This is a genomic window from Myxococcus sp. CA040A, assembly GCF_013336725.1.
Taxonomy (GTDB): domain Bacteria; phylum Myxococcota; class Myxococcia; order Myxococcales; family Myxococcaceae; genus Myxococcus; species Myxococcus llanfairpwllgwyngyllgogerychwyrndrobwllllantysiliogogogochensis.
Map to the genome: position 1 here is coordinate 95,509 of NZ_JABUMR010000014.1, position 21,524 is coordinate 117,032.

Annotated in this window: 7 protein-coding genes; 3 read left to right on the forward strand and 4 right to left on the reverse strand. The window is 68.3% G+C overall.

Annotation, left to right across the window (positions count from 1 at the left end):
* Window positions 1-34 precede the first annotated feature (34 nt).
* On the forward strand, window positions 35-373 hold the full coding sequence (locus HUA75_RS41485) for a hypothetical protein (protein ID WP_217440105.1): 339 nt from the start codon (window positions 35-37) through the stop codon (window positions 371-373).
* Window positions 370-1,026 carry a dTMP kinase gene (gene tmk, locus HUA75_RS41490; protein ID WP_141641270.1) on the forward strand — a complete coding sequence of 219 codons (657 nt, stop codon included), beginning with the start codon at window positions 370-372 and terminating at the stop codon, window positions 1,024-1,026. Before HUA75_RS41485 ends, tmk begins: the two co-directional genes overlap by 4 nt.
* Window positions 1,027-1,035: 9 nt before the next feature.
* Here the strand turns inward: tmk and HUA75_RS41495 are convergent, their stop codons facing one another.
* Window positions 1,036-1,659 carry a hypothetical protein gene (locus tag HUA75_RS41495; RefSeq protein ID WP_174489573.1) on the reverse strand — a complete coding sequence of 208 codons (624 nt, stop codon included), beginning with the start codon at window positions 1,657-1,659 and terminating at the stop codon, window positions 1,036-1,038.
* A gap of 162 nt (window positions 1,660-1,821) precedes the next feature.
* On the opposite strand from HUA75_RS41495, the gene HUA75_RS41500 reads away from it, so the two are divergent.
* Complete coding sequence (locus tag HUA75_RS41500; protein ID WP_174462056.1) at window positions 1,822-2,559, forward strand: molybdopterin-binding protein; 738 nt, start codon at window positions 1,822-1,824, stop codon at window positions 2,557-2,559.
* A gap of 24 nt (window positions 2,560-2,583) precedes the next feature.
* On the opposite strand, the gene HUA75_RS41505 is transcribed toward HUA75_RS41500, so the two are convergent.
* From HUA75_RS41505 to HUA75_RS41520, 3 genes are all read right to left on the reverse strand, one after another.
* Window positions 2,584-7,662 (reverse strand): tetratricopeptide repeat protein, encoded by a 5,079-nt coding sequence (locus HUA75_RS41505; protein WP_174489574.1) that lies wholly within the window; start codon window positions 7,660-7,662, stop codon window positions 2,584-2,586.
* 207 nt (window positions 7,663-7,869) lie between these two features.
* Window positions 7,870-9,171, reverse strand: coding sequence for a hypothetical protein (locus tag HUA75_RS47290; protein WP_254628039.1), 1,302 nt, complete (start codon window positions 9,169-9,171; stop codon window positions 7,870-7,872).
* Between the two features lie 63 nt (window positions 9,172-9,234).
* On the reverse strand, window positions 9,235-21,363 hold the full coding sequence (locus HUA75_RS41520) for a non-ribosomal peptide synthetase (protein WP_174489575.1): 12,129 nt from the start codon (window positions 21,361-21,363) through the stop codon (window positions 9,235-9,237).
* Between the last annotated feature and the right edge of the window lie 161 nt (window positions 21,364-21,524).

Consider the following 21,524-nt stretch of genomic DNA (forward strand, 5'->3'; position numbering starts at 1 on the left):
TGGGACAGGCTGCTGTAGGGTGCCCGGCTCCGTGATGAGCGCCGATACCCAGGATTTGAGGACGCAGCTCGACCAGCTCCAGGAGAGCCTGTCCGTCCGCCAGAGCACCACCCACTTCGCCCACACGGGGGTCGCCACCCTGGCGGCCCTCATGTTCGCGGGGGCCGCTGGCAAGCTGTTCTATGACTCCCTTCGCACCCCGCTGATGGCCTGGGGTGTGACGCTGCTGGCGCTGGGCCTGCTGGCGTACGCGTTGCGCCGCTACGTGGTGGGGCGACGCGTGCTGGCCGACGAGCTGACGCGCTTCCAGACGCTGCTGGAGCTGCGCAGCCAGCTGCGGCTCGACGACCCCGCGGCGCTGCTGCCCCGGTGAGCGCGGCCCGCAAGTCCGCCCGACGGGGGCGGTTCATCGTCCTGGAGGGGCTCGACGGAGCCGGCACCACCACGCAGGCGGAGCGGCTGGCCTCCGCCCTCCGCGCCGAAGGGCACGCGGTGCTCACCACGCGTGAGCCCTCGGATGGCCCCGTGGGAACGTTGATTCGCCAGGCCCTCACCGGACGGCTGGGCCTGCCGAATGGCGCGGGCCCGCTGGCGCCGGAGACGCTGGCGCTGCTCTTCGCGGCGGACCGGACGGACCACCTCGCGGCGCGGGTGCTGCCCGCCCTCGAGGAGGGGAAGCTCGTCCTGTGCGACCGGTACGTCCTGTCCTCGCTGGCCTACCAGGGGGCGTCGCTGCCCATGGCCTGGGTGGAGGCGGTGAACGGGTACGCGGTGTCCCCGGACCTGACGCTGTTCGTCGGTGTGGCGCCAGAGGTGGCGGCGAAGCGCCGGGCGGCGCGTGGCGGGGCCGCGGAGCTGTTCGAAGCGGACGAGGCCCAGCGGCGAATCGCCAAGCAGTACCTGGCCGCCATCCGCCGCCGCGCGAAGAAGGAGCGCATCGTCCACATCGACGGTGAGCAGGGGATTGAAGCGGTGACGGCGGCGTCGCTGGCGGAGATTCGCAAGCTGCTGGGCCGCAAGCGCTGAAGGAGCGGGTCAGCGCGCGACGTCGAAGCTCAGCGCGACCTCCGCCCCATCTCCCGAGCAGCGGCCCGCCGTCTTCCCGACGCTGCGCAGCACCAGGCGCCCGCGGACCCGGGTGTCGCTGTTCTCCTCAAGGACGAGCTGCCCGGCCACCTCTTGCGTCAGGGCTTCCTTGGGGACGGTGCCGTAGCAGCCCGTCGCCACGAAGACCGCCAGGATCTCCGGGGAATGTCCCTTGCGTGGGGTGAAGGTGATGTTCCGGAACGAGTCCGTGGGGGCGGCGATGGCGTCGCCCGCCACCGTGAGCGTCACGGGGCCCGCGCCGAGGACCTCCGTGTCGAAGCGCACGGAGACACATGCGGAGGTCTCGTCGTCGGCCACGACGCTCGACGGGTCGTTCAGCCCGCACAGGCGAAGCGTCCGAGGTGCTCCGCTCTCGAACTCGGCGGAGCGGTGCTGGTCGAACGCCATCCAGCCCTCGTCGTACGTCACGCGAAACGTTTCGCCCGAGTCCTCGTAGTGCTCGATGGACGAGTCGAGGGGTGGGTCGCTCACCGCGTCGTCACCGCAGGCGGCGAGGGACAGCAGCGACGCGAGGAGCAGGGCGGACGGACGTCGGGCGGACCGGGGGGGCATGGAGCGCATGCCTCCCGGAAATGCAATCCGGATGCCCTTGTCCCCCGGGGAGAGAGGCCCTCCGGAGGGGGTCTGTCGCGCCTCGGAATTCTGACGCGACGACGGATCCTCGTGACTCGCGCGGCGGACTCCCCGGCCGTTGCGCTACAGTCCGCCCTTCCTATGGAGCGCACTGGCGCGGCGGCAATCATCATCGGCAACGAGGTCCTGACGGCGAAGGTCCAGGACCAGAACGGCCCGCACCTCATCAAGAGGCTGCGCGAGGTGGGCATCGTCCTGCGCTCGGTGGAAACCATCCTGGACGACGTGGACGCCATCGTCGATGCGATGAACCGGGCGCGTCAGCGGGCTCGCTACGTGTTCACCAGCGGCGGCATTGGCCCCACGCACGACGACGTCACGGTGCGGGCGGTGGCGCTGGCCCTGGGCAAGCCCGTGGTGCGGTTGCCGGAGATGGTGTCCCTCATCGAGGCGCGAGCGCCCGATGGCAAGGTGACGCCAGAGGGGATGCGGCTGGCGGACGCCCCGGAGGGAGCGGTGCTGCTGCCCCAGGCGGGCACCTGGTACCCCGTGCTGACAGTGGGGGACGTGTTCCTCCTGCCCGGCGTGCCCCAGCTCTTCCGGATGCAATTGGAGACGGTTCTGGCGCGGCTGAGCGGCACCCCGGTGGTACTCAGTTGCCTGTACCTGCGACTGGGCGAGAGCGACATCGCCGCCGTCCTGGACAACGTGGCGCTGAACATGCCGCACGTGGCCATCGGCTCGTATCCGGAGTTCGACCCGGGGAAGGACTACCGGGTGAAGATCACCGTGGAGGCCGCGGAGGGTGGTCCCGTGGAGGAAGCCGTCGCGCGAATCATCGGCGGGCTCCCCGAGGGCGCGGTGCTGCGGCGGGAGTAGCAGCCCTCCCGCCGTGCGCCTCGACTACAGCGACAGTCCCAGCCGCTGACGCAGCCGGAAGAAGTCGTCGGTGAAGGACCAGGCGAGCAGGGTGCGCAGCCGCTCACCCTCGCGCACGGCCTGAATCATGGGCTCCGGGGTGTCCAACCGGGCGCCCGCGAAGTTCGGGTCCTCGCGCAGCACCATGCCCAGGCCCACGGACACGTCGCCGGCGATGAGCAGACCGGCGCGGTCCGCCGAGTAGTCCAGCGCGTCCAGCCAAGGCGCCAGCTCCAGCTTCTGCACGTCGCCCAGGGCCATCGCCGGCCCCTCTAGCGCCTTGATGGCCTTGCGCGAGAAGGCCTTGCGCAGCTGCTTCACCGTCTCGTCGTTGCGACGGCCGAGCGCGGAGAACTGCTGCGCGTGGATGCGGATGGCGCTGCCGAACAGCTCCGCCGTCTCGCCCTGTGACAGCTTCTCCAGCACGGCCGCCTTGTTCAACAGGCCCAGCGCCGCGCGCCCCAGGAGGAACTTCTGCTCGCGCGCGTTGAAGCGCCGCACCACGTCCTGGCCAATGCACACCGACAACGGCTCGGTGGTCTCCAGCACCGTGAGGCCGCGCCGCGCCTGGTATGCGTCGAACTCCTCCACGCCGAACACCTGCGCGACGGTGCGGATGGCCTTGTAGACGGCGCTGTCCGTCTTGAGCTTGTCCGTCTTGGGGTTGACGCCGACGATGTCGAAGCTCGGGGGGTAGACCTTCTCGAGCTGGTCGCCCATGGCGCGCAGCACCTCCAGCAGCGGCCCCCGGACGCCCGGGTGCAGCAGCATGGAGTCCACGTCCGTCGACGTGAGCCCCTCGCGAACCTCCTGCGCCAGCCGGGTGCGGCCCTCCGTGTAGAAGGCCAGCTCCGCCTCGTTCGTGGAGCGCAGGAACTGGAGCACGGACGCCACGCAGAAGGCCTTGTCGAGCTGCTTCAGGCCCTCCCACAGCTTGAACAGCGCGTGCAGGCTGTCCACCCGCGTCGGGTCCTGGCGGAGGATCTGCCGGTGCTCCTCGACGGCGAGCGGCACGGACGAAGTGTCCCGTGCATACAGGCCCGCCAGCGCGGTGCGCGCCGTGAGGTTGGTGCCGTCGCCTTCCACCACCTGCCGGTACAGCGCGGTGGCGCGCGCGGGCTCGGACAACGGGCCGGCGAACAGCTCCGCCACGCGGATCCGCAGCGCCGCCGCGCGCTTCGGGTCCGTGGCCGCCGTCGTCTGCGCCTGCGCCTCCAGCAACTGCGCCAGCTCCGGCAGGTTGCGCGCGCGCTCGTACAGCGTCACCAGCCGGTCCACCAGCGTCGGGTCTCCCGGCGTCAGCTCCAGCGCGCGGCGATACAGCGGCGTGGCCGCGCCCGCGTCGCCCAGGCCTTCGTCATACGTGCGCGCCAGCTCCAGCGTGAAGCGCGCGCGCGACTCGGCGGGCAGCTCCTGCTGAAGCAGCTTGTGCAGGCAGTCCACCGCGCCCGACCAGTTGCGGCCGTGGGCATGCAGCGTGGCCAGCCGCTCCAGCGCCTCCAGATGGCGCGGCTGCGCGGAGAGCACCGTCATCAGGTGCGAGGACGCGCGGCCCGGATCATTCAGGTGCGTCTGGTACAGCGAACCCAGCGTGAGGTGGAAGGGCGCGAGCGTCCGGGCGTCTCCGCCCTGCTGCACGCGCTGGCTCAGCATGGCCGCGGCCTCCGCGTACTGCTGTGCCTCCAGGAGCAGCGAGCCGCGCAGCTCCAGCGCCTCGATGTGGCCCGGCTGCGCGGCCAGGGCCTTCTCCAGCAGCGCCACCGCGCGCGTCCGGTCTCCCAGGGCCGCGTGGTGCAGTCGCGCCGCGCTCACGAAGCCCGTGGCCGCCGCGGTGTGGTCCTTCTGCGCCAGCTTCGCGTCAGCGCGCCGCTCGTGCAGCGCGGCCAGGTCCGCGGAGCCTCCACGGTGGGCGAGCAGCTCCTCCAGGCCCGCCTGCGCGGCCGGGTGTAGCGGATCTCTCTCGAGCGCCTGCTTGTAGAGGGCCGCCGCGCCGTCGGTGTCCTTCTGGACGAACGACGCCAGCCGCGCCGCGCCGATGAACGCATCGATGGCGCCGCGCGGGTCCTTGCTGAGTCGGGCCTCCGTCTCCAGCGCGGCCCGGGCCTCGGCCGCGTCTCCGCGCCGCATCGCCACGCGCCGCGTGCCCTGCAGCGCCGGGAGGCACTGCGGATGCAGCTCCAGCGCCTGCTTGTAGAGGGCCGCCGCGCGCTCCAGGTCGCCGAAGCGGATCTCCGCCAGCTCCGCCGTGCGCAGGAGCATCTCCAGCGCCTCTTCCGCGTCGCGCGCGTGCGCCAGTCGCAGCGTGTAGAGCCGGGCCAGGCCCGACACGTCACCGGCGAGCTTGAGCGAGCGCTCCAGCGCGAAGGCCAGCCGCGCGTCGCCAGGGTCCGCCTCGAAGGCGCGCTTGTACGCCTCCAGCGTGCCCTCGGCGGGGCCCTTGTCCAGGTCCACCGCGGCGGACAGCCGCAGCGCGGTGGCCAGGCGTGGATCATTCACGCGCTCGGCGATGCGCTGACGCAGCTCCGCGCGGCGCGGCCGGTCCGACGCGCGAATGCGCTCCAGCAGGGTGAGGGCGGTGAGGTTGCCCGCGTCCAGGCCGAGCACCGCTTCGCAGCACAGCGCCGCGCGCGAGGGCTCCTGGAAGCGGTCCAGGTACAGTCGCGCCAGCTTCAGGTATGCCGTCACCTTGGCCGTGGGCGTGCCGCCCACCTGCGTCTCGCGGTCCAGGATGGACACCAGCTCCTTCACGTTGTCCTGCGCGAGGAACAGGCGCTCCAGGGCGCGCAGGGTGGCGGCGTGGCCCGGCGTCAGGCGCAGCACTTCCTGGTACGTCTCGATGGCCAGCTCCGGCCGCTTGAGGGCGTCCTCCCAGATGGCGGCGGCCTGGAAGAGCGCGTTGGCGCGCTCCAGCGGGTCCGTGCGGTTGGCGGCCTCCTCGCGCAGCATCTCCACCAGGTTCTCCCACGCGCCCTGCGCCCGGTAGATGCGGGCCAGCGCGCGCAGCGCCGGGAAGTAGCTGGGCGCCAGCATCAGCGCCTCCTGGTACGACGCAATGGCCTCGTTCTCCTGCGACAGCCGCTGCTCGTACAGCTCGCCAATCTTGTAGATGAGCGCCGCGGCCTGGTCGGTGGAGGGCGAGCTCTCCGACTCCGCCCGGTACATGTCCACCAGCTTCGCCCAGCGGCCATCCTGCGCGTACAGCCGGCCCAGCGCCTTGAGCGCGGGCAGGTACGACGGGGACAGCGCCAGCACGCGCTCGTAGGCGGAGATGGCGCCCGGGCGGTCCTTCAGGTTCTCGTCGAGGATCTCCGCGTTGCGGTGCAGGAGCGACAGCACCTGCTTGGTGTCGCCCGCGAGCGACGCCTCCAGGTCATGCGTCTCCAGCAGCTCCCGGTAGCGGCCCGCGCGCTCGTACAGCCGCGCCAGGTTGCGGATGGTGGGCAGGTGGTCCGACGCCAGGTCGAGGATGCGCTTCATGCACTCGATGGCGTGGTCCAGGTCTCCCAGCCGGTCCTCGTACACGCCCGCCATCTTGTTGAGCGTGGTGATGAGCTGATCCCTGTCCGACGTCTGGAGCAGGTCCTGCTCGAACATCGCCACCAGCTCCGCGAAGCGACCCTGGCGCTCATAGAGGCGGGTGAGCGCCTTCTGCGCGGGAAGGTAGCCGGGCTGCAACTGGAGGCAGGAGTTGTAGCGGGAGATGGCGTCTTCCTGCCGGCCCAGCCGCTCCTCGAGGATCTCCGCGGCCTTGTACATGCGCGCGGCCTTCTGCTTGGCGTCCTCGGCGGCGGCGACCTCCGCGTCGAAGACGGCGACCAGCCCCTCCCAGTTCTGCATCCGGTAGTTCAGCTTGCCCAGACCCGCGAGCGCCGCCGCGTGGCCGGGGATGCGCGCGACGATGGCCTGATACCGCGCCGCCGCGTCCACCTCGCGCTTGAGGACCTCCTCGTACAGCGCGGCCAGTCGCAGGTTGGTGGCCACCAGCTCGCTCTCGTCGTTGAGCGAACCCACGCGCGCCAGCAGCACGTCCGCCAGCTCCTCGTAACGGCCCTGCGTCTCGTAGATGCCGGCCAGCTCGCTGAGCACCAGCGGCTCATTGGGTGCGGCGTGGCGTGCGTCCAGCAGCGCCGCCAGGGCCTCTTCCTTCTGTCCCAGGCGCTCATGCACCTTGGCGATCTGCAGATAGGCGGGCGCGGCCTGTGAGCCCAGCGCGGTGGCCTCGGCGGTCAGCGCCGCGAGCAGCTCCTCGGTGCGTCCCTCTCGCTCGGCCACATGCTTGAGCGCGGCGAGCAGCAGCGGATCCGAGCGGTCCAGCGCGAAGGCCTCGCGCAGCAGAGCGGCGGCGGGCTCGCGCTGCTTGAGGCGCTCGTCGAGCAGCAGGCCCGCGGAGGTCAGGTAGTGCGCGCGCAGCGACGGCTGCTGCATGGTGGCGGCGAGCAACCGGTAGACTTCCACCAGCGCGGCGGCGTCGTTGCGCGCGGCGTAGACGGACTCGAGCTGCGTGAGCACCACGACGTCTGTGGGCCGCCGCTCCAGGCACTGGCGCAGGCAGGCGCTGGCCTCGTCGTCGCGGGACAGCCGCTCCTGGAGGACGATGCCCTTCTCGAACAGGAGCGCGGCCTGGTGGCGCGCGTCCTCGGTGGCGGCCAGCTCCGCGTCGAGCAGTTGGATGACCATCTGCCAGTTGCCCACGTCCGCGAAGAGTCGCCGCGCGGCGCGGATGTTGACCAGGTACCGGGGCGCCAGCTTGTACGCGTTCTGGAAGGCGACCGCCGCGTTGCGGGGGTTCTTGAGCGGCTCCTCCCAGAGCAGGCCCACCTCATGGAAGAGCTGGGCGGCCGCGGGACCATCCGTGGTGCTCAGCGTCCGTGCCTCGCGCTCCAGCGAGGCGATGCGCTCGCGGGCCTCGTCTTCCGCACTGGGCGCGGGCGTCGCCTGGGGCGCGGCCTGCACGGACTGCGTCAGCACTTCGGTGGCGCTGGGGCCGGACTTCGCGGGCGCCCCTGAAGGCGGAGGAGGGGCGACCGTGACGGGGGGTCGCGGGATGTCGTTGCGCTCGCTCATGGAAGGCCGGCTCCGGGGGCCAGTTCTGAGAGGAGGAGAATGGCCGGAAGCGGTCGTAACACGCGCTTGGCCGGTCCCTCAACTTCCCGTCTTTCCTGGCGATTTGGGTGTCCGGATACCCGGGGAGCAGGCAGGCCCCCGCTCTGGACTCCTGGTGGGCGCCTCGCTTGCGCCCACCGTCTCTCCTCCGCTTCAGGCCCGTGAAGCTCAGAGCCCTTCGCGCAGGTTTTCCTCGGCGATGTGGATCAGCCGGGTCACATGCTTGTGAAGCCAGAGCCCGAAGGGCTGGATTCGACCCGCCGGGGTCTTCCTGGGGAGGTCCTGGATGCCCTCGTCGAAGGAAATGACGGCGTGCTCGCCCGTGGGTGACGTCGTGCGCTGGTCGAAGGCGAAGGACCGGCCGACGTGCCACCCGCCGTGGAACACGAAGAGGTTCTCCAGGTCCTTGTTCTCGGTGGCCTCGACGAGCCCGTCGATGTCGTACACGTCGTCGGCGATCTCCAGGCAGCTCCAACCGCCGCCCGTGACGTTGCCGCAGGGAAACGTGGGCAGGCCGCGGTCCATGGCGTTGTCCACGATCCACGTGACAGTGCCGTACACGCGCTGGAAGTAGTCCCAGCTCGACTCCTTCTTCAGGGGCTTGAGCGCCTTCGCTCCCTCCCAGCTCCCGATGCGGTGCTTGTACTGGCGCTTGAAGATGGACAGCTGCTGGTCGAGGGAGTCCATGCGCTCGGGCTCCTTCTTCACGTCGAGGTGCTCCGCGACGAAGTGCGCCTTGGGGTAGCGGTCGTGGAGGTCCTTCAGCATCGCGATGGCCGTGTCGACGGCCTCGTAGGCGTTCTTGGGCTTCGTGAACGACGGGCCCTTGGGCGCGGAGGCCTTCTTCGGCGCGCCCTTGGGTGCCTTCGGTTCCGGATTGGGATGCGAGGCATCCCGGAGATCGATGGTCCGCAGGACGAAGCCAGCCTTCTCCTTGGCTCGGATGCGCTTCTCCGCCCGCTCGATGGCCGCCTCGTGGCTCTCGGTGGCGGTCTCCTTGTCGTAGCCGTCCATGATGACAGGCCCATCGACCTTCATGGCCCAGAACGTGGAGTCGCCCTTGATGTATTCGCGAATCACCACGCGCTTCTTCGTCGCGTTCCACGGGTTGGCATCGCGGAAGCCGAGCGCGCGATAGCGGGCCACCAGGGCTTCGCCCGTGGTCGCGTCGAGGAGCGAGACGTTGAAGGCGCCGTTGATGGTGCCGCGTCGGACCACGGCCTGGGCTCCTCGTACTTCCACGTCGACGAAGAGCAACGACATGGGCTTGAAGAGCGTGAATCGCGCCTTCACGGGTGTGGTGACCTTCAACGCCTCGGGCTGATTCTTGGAGAGGGTTCCGTCGCTCCAGACCCGCAGCTCACCACCCGCCGAGTAGAGCCAGACCTCGCCCTTCAGTTCGAGCTGGGGGTCGGAGTACCAGATGGCCTCGCCATTGTTGAGCTTCTGCAGGTGCTTCCAGTTGGGCATGGGCGATTTTTCGCACGGGACGCGGGAGGGGTAAACGGGTGAGTCGACTCGCGAAGGGGGCGCTCAAGTCCCCGTCGACTTCGGGAGGACCGCTTCTTCGAGTCTTCGCATGAAGTCGTTCAGGTGCCGGGCCATCACGGTGACCTGGGGCGGCTCAATCATCGTCTGGTGATTGCCGGGGACGCCGATGAGTTCCAGTCCGCCTTTGACGAGTTCCTGCCACGGTCGCTCGGGGTGTCGAGGGTGTGGCGGGACGTACTCCTGGGCGCGCAGGTAGATGGCGGTGCCCTCGGTGGGCGACGGCGCGTAGCTGAACAGCGCGCGCATGTGGGCCTTCCAGACGGAGAGGAAGACCTGGAGGTCCACGAGGGAGAACGAGTCGGGCACCACGGCGCCGTCGCGGGCGCGTCGCAGCACCTCGAGCATCTGGGCCTGCGGGTCCAGTCCGCGCAGGAGGGTGATGAGCGCCTCCGACGAGTCACCGAACGTGGCGGCGAGCAGCTCCGCGTCGTCCTCGAAGCGCTTGGGGAGCTGACCTGGCCCTGGCGTGTCGAGGAACACGAGCAGCGAGGGTGGGACTCCCAGACGCCGCAGGGTCTGCGCCATCTCGTAGACGATGGTGCCGCCCATCGACAGGCCCACGAGGTAGTACGGCGGGCGCGGACGCAGTTGGAGCAGGGCGTTCAGGTGGACGGAGGCGAGCTGCTCGATGGTCTGCAGTGGCTCGCATTCGCCATTCACTCCCGGGGCCTGGAAGCCGTAGACGGAGCGCTCCGGACCGAGCGCGCGCACGAGGTCCTGGTAGCAGAAGACGGTTCCGCCAATCGGGTGCATGCACAGGAGTGGCGGGAGGTCGTCGCGTCCGCGTTGGAGCAAGACGATACCGTCGGGAAGGGCGGGCGCGGTGTCGAGTTCACCGGGCGTCAGCTTGTCTTGAACCCAGGAGGCGAGCGCCGCCACAGTGGGACTCTGGAAGAGGACCTGGAGCGGGACCTTGAAGCCGAAGCGCTCGGACAGCTTCGCGACGAGCTGTGCGGCGAGCAGCGAGTGTCCACCCAGGTCGAAGAAGCTCGCCGTCACGCTGATGGACTCGCGGCCGAGGACCTGCGCCCACAGTGCGGCGATGTCCTCTTCCAGGGGAGTGCGCGGCGCCACGCGTGCATTCGAGTCATCCCCGGCAGCGGAGGGTCGGGGAAGCGCCCGGTGATCGACCTTGCCGTTCGCCGTGAGCGGGAGTGCGGGGAGCACCACGAAGTCGGAGGGGACCATGTGCGAAGGCAGGGTCCCCTGCAGGAAGGTGCGAAGAACCGTGGACGACAGCTCCAACTCCGTCGCGACGTAGCCGACGAGGCGCCTGTCTCCCGGCGTGTCTTCGCGCACAAGGACGATGGCATCGCGCACGTCGGGGTGTGAGCGGAGCGCGGACTCGACTTCGCCAAGCTCGATGCGGAAGCCGCGCAGCTTCACCTGGTTGTCGCGGCGACCGATGAAGTCGAGAGCGCCGTCGTGGCGAAGGCGGACGAGGTCACCGGTGCGGTAGAGGCGAGCGCCGGGAGCCGAGCTGAAGGGATGGGGAATGAAGCGCTCGGCGGTGAGGTCGGGCCTGTCCCAGTAGCCCCAGGCAAGGCCATCGCCACCGACGAAGAGTTCCCCGGTGACACCCATGGGCACGGGCTGAAAATGCACGTCGAGCACATAGGCGGTGCTGTTGGCGATGGGCCTGCCGATGGGAACGGAGAGCTCGTGGTGGAGGAGGACGGGGTGCCAGGAGCTGAAGGTGGTGTTCTCGGTAGGGCCGTAGACGTGGAGGAGACGCTGAGGAGGCCCGAGAGAGAGGACGCGGTTGACGCAGGAGGTGTCCGCGTTCTCGCCGCCGAAGAGGAGGAAGCGGAGACGGGAGAAGGCGGAGGGCTCGGAGCGCGAGACGAGGTTGAAGAGAGCGGTGGTGAGGAAGAGAGCGGAGATGCGCTCATCGAGGAGACGGCGGGAGAGGATGGAGGGGTCGATGACGTCATCCTTGTCGAGGATGACGAGGGAGGAGCCGTTGAGGAGGGCGCCCCAGATTTCGAAGGTAGAGGCGTCGAAGGCGACAGTGGCGGCCTGGGCGACGCGGTCATCATGTCCGAGCTGGACGTAGTCGGAGTCGAGGACGAGTCGAAGGACGGCGCGGTGGGGAATGCAGACACCCTTGGGGCGACCCGTCGAGCCCGAGGTGTAGGTGACGTAAGCGAGATCGTCGGGCCCCATGTCGTGAGTGAGCCGAGGAAGCTCGTCATCGGAGACAGGTGGCAGGGCATCGATGCACAGCGGCTCGATGTCACCGTGGGGAACGCGCACGGACAGCGAGGTCTGCGTGACGATGCGCTGGACCTGTGAGTCGCGAGCCATGAAGTCGAGGCGCTCGGAAGGGTAGTCAGGGTCGAGCGGGACGTAGGCGCCGCCTGCCTTGAGTATGGCGAGCAGCGTGACGATCAACTCGGGAGAGCGGGGCAGGCAGACCCCGACCTGGGGACGTGCTCTGTCGACCCCCTGCGCACGGAGGATGCGCGCGAGTCGAGTGGAGCGCATGTCGAGTTCGCCATACGAGAGCGAGTCGGAGCCGTGCTGCACGGCGATGGCGTCGGGACGCAGCGCGGCCTGGGTGGCGAATCGCTCGACGATGGACGAATGGGCCGGATACGGCCGGCCGGTGTCGTTCCATTCGACGAGCCACTGGCGACGCTCGTCGGTTGAGAGCAGCTCCAGGGAGTGGATGGAGGCGTGCGGAGTCCGGACGACCTGCTCCATCAAGCCGCGGAGATGGCCCGCCATGCGCGAGATGGTCGCGGGCGTGAAGAGCGCGGTGGCGAACTCGAAGACACCGTTGAGTCCGTGAGGCGTCTCTTCCAGCGACAGGGTGAGGTCGAACTTCGACGTGCGCGGGTGCAACTCCAGTGTATCGACCACGAGCCCAGGGAGCTGAAGCTGTCCAGCCGGAGCATTCTGGAGAGCGAACATGACCTGAACGAGAGGGCCATGGCTCAAGGAGCGCTGGACGTGGAGTTCCTCGACGAGCTTCTCGAAGGGAAGCTCCTGGTGGGAGTAAGCACCGAGGCAGGAGTCGCGAGTCCGGAGGAGGACGTCGATGAAGGAGGGGTTGCCGGAGAGGCGGGCAGGGAGAGGGAGTGTGTTGACGAAGAAGCCGATGAGGGATTCGAGCTGAGGGCGGGTGCGATTGGCGATGGGAGAGCCGACGAGGAAGTCGAGCTGGCCGGAGTAGCGGGAGAGGAGGAGTTGGAAGGAGGAGAGCAGTGCCATGAAGAGGGTGGCACCGTGGAGACGAGAGAGGGAGTCGAGGGAGTCGCGAAGGTGGAGGGGAAGGGAGAAGCGGTGAGTGGAGCCCTCGAAGGATTGGAGAGAGGGACGAGGAAAGTCAGAGGGAAGAGAGAGGACGTGAGGGACGCCGTCGAGGAGGCGAGTCCAGAAGGAGAGCTGAGAGGAGAGGGTGTCGCCGGAGAGCCAGTGACGCTGCCAGGAGGAGAAGTCGGCGTACTGGATGGAGAGCGGGGGCAGAGGTGAGGCCACACCCTGGAGGCGAGCGAGGTACTCGGCGGAGAGCTCCTGGTAGAGGACGCCGAAGGACCAGCCGTCGGAGATGATGTGGTGGAGGTTGAGCAGCAGCAGATGCCGCTGAGGCGCGAGGAGGAAGAGGCGCGCACGGAAGAGAGGACCGAGGGCGAGGTTGAAGGAAGCCTCGGCATCGAGTTGGAGCAGGCGAAAGGCTTCGTCGTCGGGGTTGGGAGAGGCCGAGAGGTCGATGATCCCCCAGTCGAAGTCGGGAGCGTCGGAGATGCGTTGGGAAGGCGCGCCGTCGCCCGGGAAGCGAGTGCGGAGGGACTCGTGACGAAGGACGAGCGCGCGGAGGCTGTCGTGGAGCGCGGCGACGTCGAGAGCACCCTCCAGACGCAGCGCGAAGGGCATGTTGTAGACGGCCTGCTGCTCATGGAACTGGTTGAGGAACCAGAGGCGCTCCTGCGCGAACGAGAGCGGCAGCGGTGCATCCCTGCTCACCGTCGAAATGAGCGAGGTGTTCTGAACCGTCTGCGCTGATTGGAGGCGCAGCTCCACGGCCTGTGCGAAGGACTCGATGGTCGGTGCTTCGAAGAGCATCCGCACGGCCAGCGGAACACCAAGACGTTCCTGGCTCCGCGAGATGATCTGCGTGGCGAGCAAGGAATGCCCACCGAGATCGAAGAAGTTCGCGGTGACGCTGACCTTGTCGAGCTGAAGCACCGCTGCCCAGATGACTGCGAGCTGCGACTCCAGCTCCGTGCGTGGAGCGACGAACGTCTCACCGTCGAGGCGATTCGCCTCGGGCGCGGGGAGTGCGCGGTGGTCGATCTTCCCGTTGGGCGTGAGGGGCAGCGCGGCGAGGACGATGACCGTCGAGGGAACCATGTGGCTGGGAAGTTGTTTCCCCAGGTGCTCGCGCAACACGGAGCCGGCGAGCTCCGTCGCGACGTAGGCGACCAGTCGCTTGTCACCTGGCGCGTCCTCCCTCACGAGTACGACGGCGTCGCGCACGTCGGGGTGAGCCCGGATGGCGGACTCGACTTCACCCAGTTCGATGCGGAAGCCACGCAGCTTCACCTGGTTGTCGCGGCGGCCGATGAAGTCGAGAGCACCGTCAGTGCGAAGGCGGACGAGGTCACCGGTGCGGTAGAGGCGAGCGCCGGGAGCCGCGCTGAAGGGATGGGGAATGAAGCGCTCGGCGGTGAGGTCGGGCTTGTTCCAGTAGCCCCAGGCGAGGCCATCGCCACCGACGAAGAGTTCCCCAGTGACGCCCATGGGCACGGGCTGCAAATGCACGTCGAGCACATAGGCGGTGCTGTTGGCGATGGGCCTGCCGATGGGGACGGAGAGTTCCTGGTGGCAGAGGGTGGGGTGCCACGTGCTGGCGGTGGTGTTTTCGGTGGGGCCGTAGCCGTTGACCAGTCGCTGAGGAGGCCCGGAGGAGAGGACGCGGTTGATGGAGGAGGGGTCCGCGTTCTCACCGCCGATGAGGACGAAGCGGAGGCGAGAGAAGGCGGAAGGCTCGGAGCGGGAAACGAGGTTGAAGAGAGAAGTGGTGAGGACGAGGGCGGAGATGCGCTCGTCGCGGAGACGACGGGCGAGGACAGCCGGGTCGATGACGTCATCCTTGTCGAGGATGACGAGGGCGGCGCCATTGAGGAGGGCGCCCCAGATTTCGAAGGTAGAGGCGTCGAAGGCGACGGTGGCGGCCTGGGCGACGCGGTCGTCGGGCCCGAGTTGAACGTCATTGGAGTTGAGGACGAGACGGAGGACGCCTCGGTGGGGGATGCAGACACCCTTGGGTCGGCCCGTCGAACCCGAGGTGTAGAGGATGTGCGCCAGGTCATCTGGACCGAGGTCGCACTCCAACGGCGCCTTGCTGCTCGCACTCAGCGCTTCGCGAAGCAGGTCAAGGCTCAGGAGTCGCCAATCACCCGAAGGCACGCTCTCTCTGCGCGACTCGTGAGTGACGACGGCGACGACTTGTGCGTCGCGAGCCATGAAGTCGAGACGCTCAGAGGGGAAATCCGGGTCGAGCGGGACGTAGGCTCCGCCCGCCTTGAGGATGGCGAGCAGCGTGACAATCAGCTCGGGAGAGCGGGGCAGGCAGACTCCGACCTGAGGTCGCGCCCTGCCAATTCCGTGAGCACGAAGGATGCGAGCGAGCTGGTTCGAGCGAGCATCCAGCTCGTCGTACGAGAGCGAGTCGGAGCCGTACTGCACGGCGATGGCGTCGGGACGCAGCACGGCCTGGGTGGCGAAGCATTCGACGATGGACGAGTGGGCCGGATACGGCCGGCCGGTGTCGTTCCATTCGACGAGCCACTGGCGACGCTCGTCGGCGGAGAGCAGGTCCAGTGAGTGGATGGAGACGTGCGGAGTCCGGACGACCTGCTCCATCAGCCTGCGAAGGTGGTCCGCCATGCGCGCGACGGTGGCTGGCGCGAAGAGCGCGGTGGCGAACTCGAAAACGCCGTGAAGGCCATCCGAGGACTCCTCCAAGGAGAGCGTGAGGTCGAACTTGGACGTTCGGGGATGGAGTTCGACGTGTTCGACGCTGAGCCCCGGGAAGGACGGCGGTGCACCGGGTGCGTTCTGGAGAGCGAACATGACCTGGACGAGAGGGCCATGGCTCAGGGAGCGCTGGACGCGGAGCTCCTCGACGAGCTTCTCGAAGGGAAGCTCCTGGTGGGAGTAGGCACCGAGGCAGGAGTCGCGAGTCCGGAGGAGGACGTCGAGGAAGGAAGGGTTGCCGGAGAGGCGAGCGGGGAGAGGGAGGGTGTTGACGAAGAAGCCGATGAGGGATTCGAGCTGAGGGCGGGTGCGGTTGGCGATGGGAGAGCCGACGAGGAAGTCGAGCTGGCTGGAGTAGCGGGAGAGGAGGAGCTGGAAGGAGGAGAGCAGTGCCATGAAGAGGGTGGCACCGTGGAGACGAGAGAGGGAGTCGAGGGAGTCGCGAAGGTGGAGGGGAAGAGAGAAACGGTGAGTGGAGCCCTCGAAGGATTGGAGAGAAGGACGAGGAAAGTCAGAGGGAAGAGAGAGGACGTGAGGGACGCCGTCGAGGAGGCGAGTCCAGAAGGAGAGCTGAGAGGAGAGGGTGTCGCCGGAGAGCCAGTGACGCTGCCAGGAGGAGAAGTCGGCGTACTGGATGGAGAGCGGGGGCAGAGGTGAGGCCACACCCTGGAGGCGAGCGAGGTACTCGGCGGAGAGCTCCTGGTAGAGGACGCCGAAGGACCAGCCGTCGGAGATGATGTGGTGGAGGTTGAGCAGCAGCAGATGCCGCTGAGGCGCGAGGAGGAAGAGGCGCGCACGGAAGAGAGGACCGAGGGCGAGGTTGAAGGGAGCCTCGGCATCGAACTGGAGCAGGCGAAAGGCTTCGTCGTCGGGGTTGGGAGACGACGAGAGGTCGACGAGTCCCCAGTCGAAGTCGGGAGCGTCGGAGATGTGCTGAAAGGGAGCTCCCTCGCCGGGGAAGTGAGTGCGGAGAGCCTCGTGACGAAGGACGAGCGCGCGGAGGCTGTCGTGGAGCGCGGCGACGTCGAGAGCGCCCTCCAGACGCAGCGCGAAGGGCATGTTGTAGACGGCCTGCTGCTCATGGAGCTGGCTGAGAAACCAGAGACGCTCCTGCGCGAAGGAGAGCGATAGCGGCGCATCTCTGCTCACCGTCGGGACGAGGGCCACGTCTGTCGGAGCAGAAACGGCGTTTCGGCGCTGCTCGACGACGCGAGCAAGGGCCTCGATGGAGGGTGCCTCGAATAGCGCGCGAACGGGAATCAGCGTGCCCAGGTGCTCCTGGATGCGAGAGATGACCTGGGTGGCGAGCAAGGAGTGCCCGCCCAGGTCGAAGAAGTTCGCGGTGACGCTGACGCTGTCGAGCTGAAGCACAGCGCCCCAGATGGCCGCGAGCCGCGACTCCAGCTCCGTGCGTGGAGCGACGAACGAGTCCGTCTCCAACGCTCCGAACTCAGGCGCCGGCAATGCGCGGCGATCCACCTTGCCATTGGGTGTGAGTGGAAGCGCGTCGAGGGCGACGACCGCCGAGGGCACCATGTAGCTGGGAAGCTGTTGTCCCAGGTGCTCACGCAACAGTGTCCCGGCGCTTCGCGTCACGACGTATGCGACCAATCGTTTGTCACCCGGCGAGTCCTCTCGCACGAGCACGACGGCGTCGCGTACGTCGGGATGGGCACGCAGCGCGGCCTCGACTTCACCCAGTTCGATGCGGAAGCCGCGCAGCTTCACCTGGTTGTCGCGGCGGCCGATGAAGTCCAGCTCTCCGTCCTGACGGAAGCGAACGAGGTCGCCCGTGCGATAGAGGCGCGCACCCGGAGTCGTGCTGAAGGGATGGGGAATGAAGCGCTCGGCGGTGAGGTCGGGTCTGTCCCAATAGCCCCAGGCGAGGCCGTCGCCTCCGACGAACAGCTCACCCGCGACACCCTGAGGAACAGGTTGCAGATTCGCATCGAGCACATAGGCGGTGCTGTTGGAGACAGGCCTTCCAATGGGGACCGACAGCTCGGTGGAGGGCTGGGCCTGATACCAGGTGCTGTACGTGGTGTTCTCGGTGGGGCCGTAGCCGTTCACCAATGCGACCGGTGCTCCGTGCGTGAGCACGCGTTGAACAGTCGTTGCGTCGGCGGCCTCTCCTCCGAAGATGACCCAGCGCAACCCCGCGAACGCATCAGGGTGCGTGCGCGCGGTGTGGTGGAAGATGGCGGTCGCGACGACCAGCGCGGAGATGCGCTCCTCCCGCAGTCGGCGCGCGAAGACGTCGGGCTGGATGACGTCTTCCTTGTCGAAGATGACGAGCGCGGCGCCGTTGAGCAGCGCACCCCAGATCTCCAAGGTGGAGAGGTCGAACGTCACCGTGGTCACCTGGGCGACCCGGTCGTCTGGCCCCAGGCGGACCTGGTCCGCGTCGAGCGCCATGCGAACCACACCCCGGTGTGGAATGCAGACACCCTTGGGGCGCCCCGTGGACCCGGAGGTGTAGATGATGTGCGCCAGGTCATCGGCGGTGCTGTCATCCACCCACGGGTTTGACGCCGAACCCTCCAGCGCATCCCCGAGCCGATCCAGGTTCACCACGTGCCATGGTCCCTCGGGAAGCCGCGTGCTCAGCGCATCGTGAGAGATGATGGCCGCGAGTCGGGCGTCATGGGCCATGAAGGCCAGTCGCTCGGTGGGGTGCTCGGGGTCGAGCGGAACGTACGCTCCGCCGGCCTTGAGGCTCGCGAGGAACGCGACGATGAGCTCCGGGGACCGAGGCAGGCACACGCCCACCTGCGGATGCCGTCGGTTGACGCCCTGGGCTCGCAGCACCCGGGCCAGCGCATTGGCGCGCGCATCGAGCTGGGCATAGGTGAGCGCGCGCTCTCCATGTCGAACCGCCACGGCTTCGGGCCGCAGCGCCACCTGTGCATTGAAGAGGCGCACGAGAGACGACTCGGACGGGTAGGCGCGCGCCGTGTGGTTCCAGTCGATGAGCCACTGGCGTTGCTCGTCGTCGGAGAGGAGCGGCACTTGTCCGCAAGGACGCTCGGGTTCCCGGACGAACGCCTCGACGAGTCGCACGAAGTGCTCCGCCATCCGTTCGATGGTGCGCGGAGCGAACAGCGCGGTGGAGTACTCGATGGAGCCCCGGAGTCCCTCGGGGGATTCCTCCAGCGCGAGGAACAGCTCGAACCGCGACGTCCGTGTTCCCAGCTCCAGCGGAGCGACCTGGAGCCCTGGAAGCTGAAGCTGTCCCCCGGGAGCGTTCTGGAGCGCGAACAGGACCTGGACCAACGGACTGCGTCCGGGCTCGCGCTGGACGTGGAGTTCCTCGACGAGCTTCTCGAAGGGAAGCTCCTGGTGGGAGTAGGCACCGAGGCAGGAGTCGCGAGTGCGAAGGAGGACGTCGAGGAAGGAAGGGTTGCCGGAGAGGCGAGCGGGGAGAGGGAGGGTGTTGACGAAGAAGCCGATGAGGGATTCGAGCTGAGGACGGGTGCGGTTGGCGATGGGAGAGCCGACGAGGAAGTCGAGCTGGCCGGAGTAGCGGGAGAGAAGGAGCTGGAAGGAGGAGAGCAGTGCCATGAAGAGGGTGGCACCGTGGAGACGAGAGAGGGAATCGAGGGAGTCGCGAAGGAGGAGGGGAAGAGAGAAGCGGTGAGTGGAGCCCGCGAAGGATTGAAGAGAGGGACGAGGAAAGTCAGAGGGAAGAGAGAGGACGTGAGGGACGCCGTCGAGGAGGCGAGTCCAGAAGGAGAGCTGAGAGGAGAGGGTGTCGCCGGAGAGCCAGTGACGCTGCCAGGAGGAGAAGTCGGCGTACTGGATGGAGAGAGGGGCGAGGGAGGAGGCCACGCCCTGAAGGCGAGCGAGGTACTCGGCGGAGAGCTCCTGGTAGAGGACGCCGAAGGACCAGCCGTCGGAGATGATGTGGTGGAGGTTGAGCAGCAACAGATGCTCATGTTCGTGAGCAGCGGTCGTCACCAGCAGCGCTCGAAAGAGCGGACCACGTGCGAGGTCGAACGGTCGTTCCGCCGCGGCATGCAGCAGGGCGTGGGCCTGTTCGACTGAACTCACGGCGCTCCGCTCCAGCCGCACGGACACGGACTCCGCCACGAGTTGCACGGGAGCGCCTTCGCCCGGGAAGGTCGTGCGCAGGGACTCGTGATGGTCAACCAGTGCCTGGAGGCTTTGCTCCAGGGCCGTGACGTCGAGAGGCCCCTCCAACCTGAACGCCATGGGCAGCGAGTACACGGCCGTGTCCGGCATCCACTGGTCGAGGAACCACAGGCGCTGCTGCGCGAACGATGGGCTCAGGCGCGCCTCGCCCTGGGCGGGTCGGATGAGGTCCTCGGAGAACGCGCTCGTGGTCTCCTCGAGATTGGCGCACAGCTCGCGAAGGACGGGCCTATCGAAGAGCGCACGCAGCGGAAGGTGGAACCGTGTCTCCTCGCGCATCCGGGTGATGACCTGCGTGGCGAGCAGCGAGTGGCCCCCCAGGTCGAAGAAGTTCGCGGTGGCGCTCACGGCGTCCATGCCCAACACCTCCGCCCAGATGCGCGCGACGGCGGTCTCCAGGGCCGACTCCGGCGCGATGAAGTCCTCGGAGTGCGCCTGGGGTGTGGGCAGCAACGCGCGGTCCACCTTGCCGTTGGGCGTGAGTGGCAGTGCGTCCAGCACCACGATGGCGGCGGGCACCATGTAACCGGGGAGCAGGCGTTGCACGTGCTCGCGCAGCTCGACGGAGGACGCTCGCGCGACGACGTACGCGACCAGCCTCCGGTCTCCCGGCGAGTCCTCTCGCACGAGCGCGAGTGCCTCCAGCACGGAGGAATGCTGGCGCAGCGCACTCTCCACTTCCCCCAGCTCGATTCGGAAGCCACGCAGCTTCACCTGGTGATCGCGACGGCCGATGAACTCCATGACTCCATCGACGCGCTGCCGCACCAGATCTCCGGTGCGGTACATCCGCCCACCGGGCGTATCGCTCCGGGGGTCGGGCAGGAAGCGCTCTCCCGTCAGGTCCGCGCGCTCCCAGTATCCCCACGCGAGGCCCAGACCCCCCGTGTACAGCTCACCCACGGTTCCGACGGGAACGGGCCGCAGCGCCTCGTCCAGTACATACATCCGCGTCCCGGAGACGGCGCGGCCAATGGCGACGGCCGTGGTGTCATCTGTCTCCAGTCCTCCGCGCATCGGGTGGAAGCTGGTGAAGGTCGTGTTCTCGGTGGGCCCGTAGAAGTTGACCAGCCGGGTGTGCGGAAGCTGCTCCAGCGCCTTGCTCGCATGGGGCACGGAGAGGACCTCGCCTCCCGTGAGCAGCTCGCGCACGCGGCCCATTCCAGGAAGGCCCAACTCGACGAGTTGATGGAAGAGGCCCGTCGTCACCCAGACCACTGTCACTCCCTGCGCCTCCAGGAAGGGACCCAGCTCGTCCAGCCCCGCGGCGCCCTGGGTGAACACGGCGAGCCGCGCGCCATTGAGGAGCGCTCCCCAGATTTCAAAGGTCGACGCATCGAAGGCCACGGGCGCGAGCTGCAGCAGCACGTCGTCGGGGCCCACGTCCACGTAGTTGGCGCCCAGCACCAGCCGCAACACGCCCCGGTGGGGAACACAGACGCCCTTGGGTTTGCCCGTGGAGCCCGATGTGAAGACCACGTAGGCGAGGTCGTCCGGGCAGACCTCCCGCTCGGGCGGATGCGCGGGAAGCGCGTCCAGCTCCGCCTCCAGCGCGTCCAGGCACAGCGTGGGTACACCGCCCGACGGCAGGCGGGAGCGCAGGCCCGTCTGCGTGACGATGGCGTGGACCCCCGCGTCCTCCGCCATCAACCGCAGTCGCTCGGACGGGTAGTCGGGATCGAGCGGAACGTAGGCGCCGCCCGCCTTGACGATGGCGAGGAGGGTGACCAGCAGCTCCGCCGAGCGCGGGAGACAGACGCCCACCTGGGGATGCTCTCGACAGATGCCCTGGGCGCGCAGGCGCCACGCGAGCTGGTTCGCCCGCGCGTCGAGTCCCGCATACGTCAGGCTCACGCTGTCGCTGCTGACCGCGACAGCGTGAGGACGCAGCGCCACCTGGGCTTCGAAGGCGTCCGCGATGTTGGAGGGAAGAGAAGCCGGAGAGGGAGCCGACAAGGAGAGGGCGTCGAGCATGTCAACGCGTCGCCCTCACAGGATGAGAAAGCGACGGCTGCCGCGGGGGGCACGGCAGCCGATGAGACGGGGCGGAACGCGTGAGTCATATCTAGGAGGCTTGCCGAGACATGCGCAAGATTGGCTGGTCCTCCCCGCCCTGATGAGGCGGATCCCGTTGA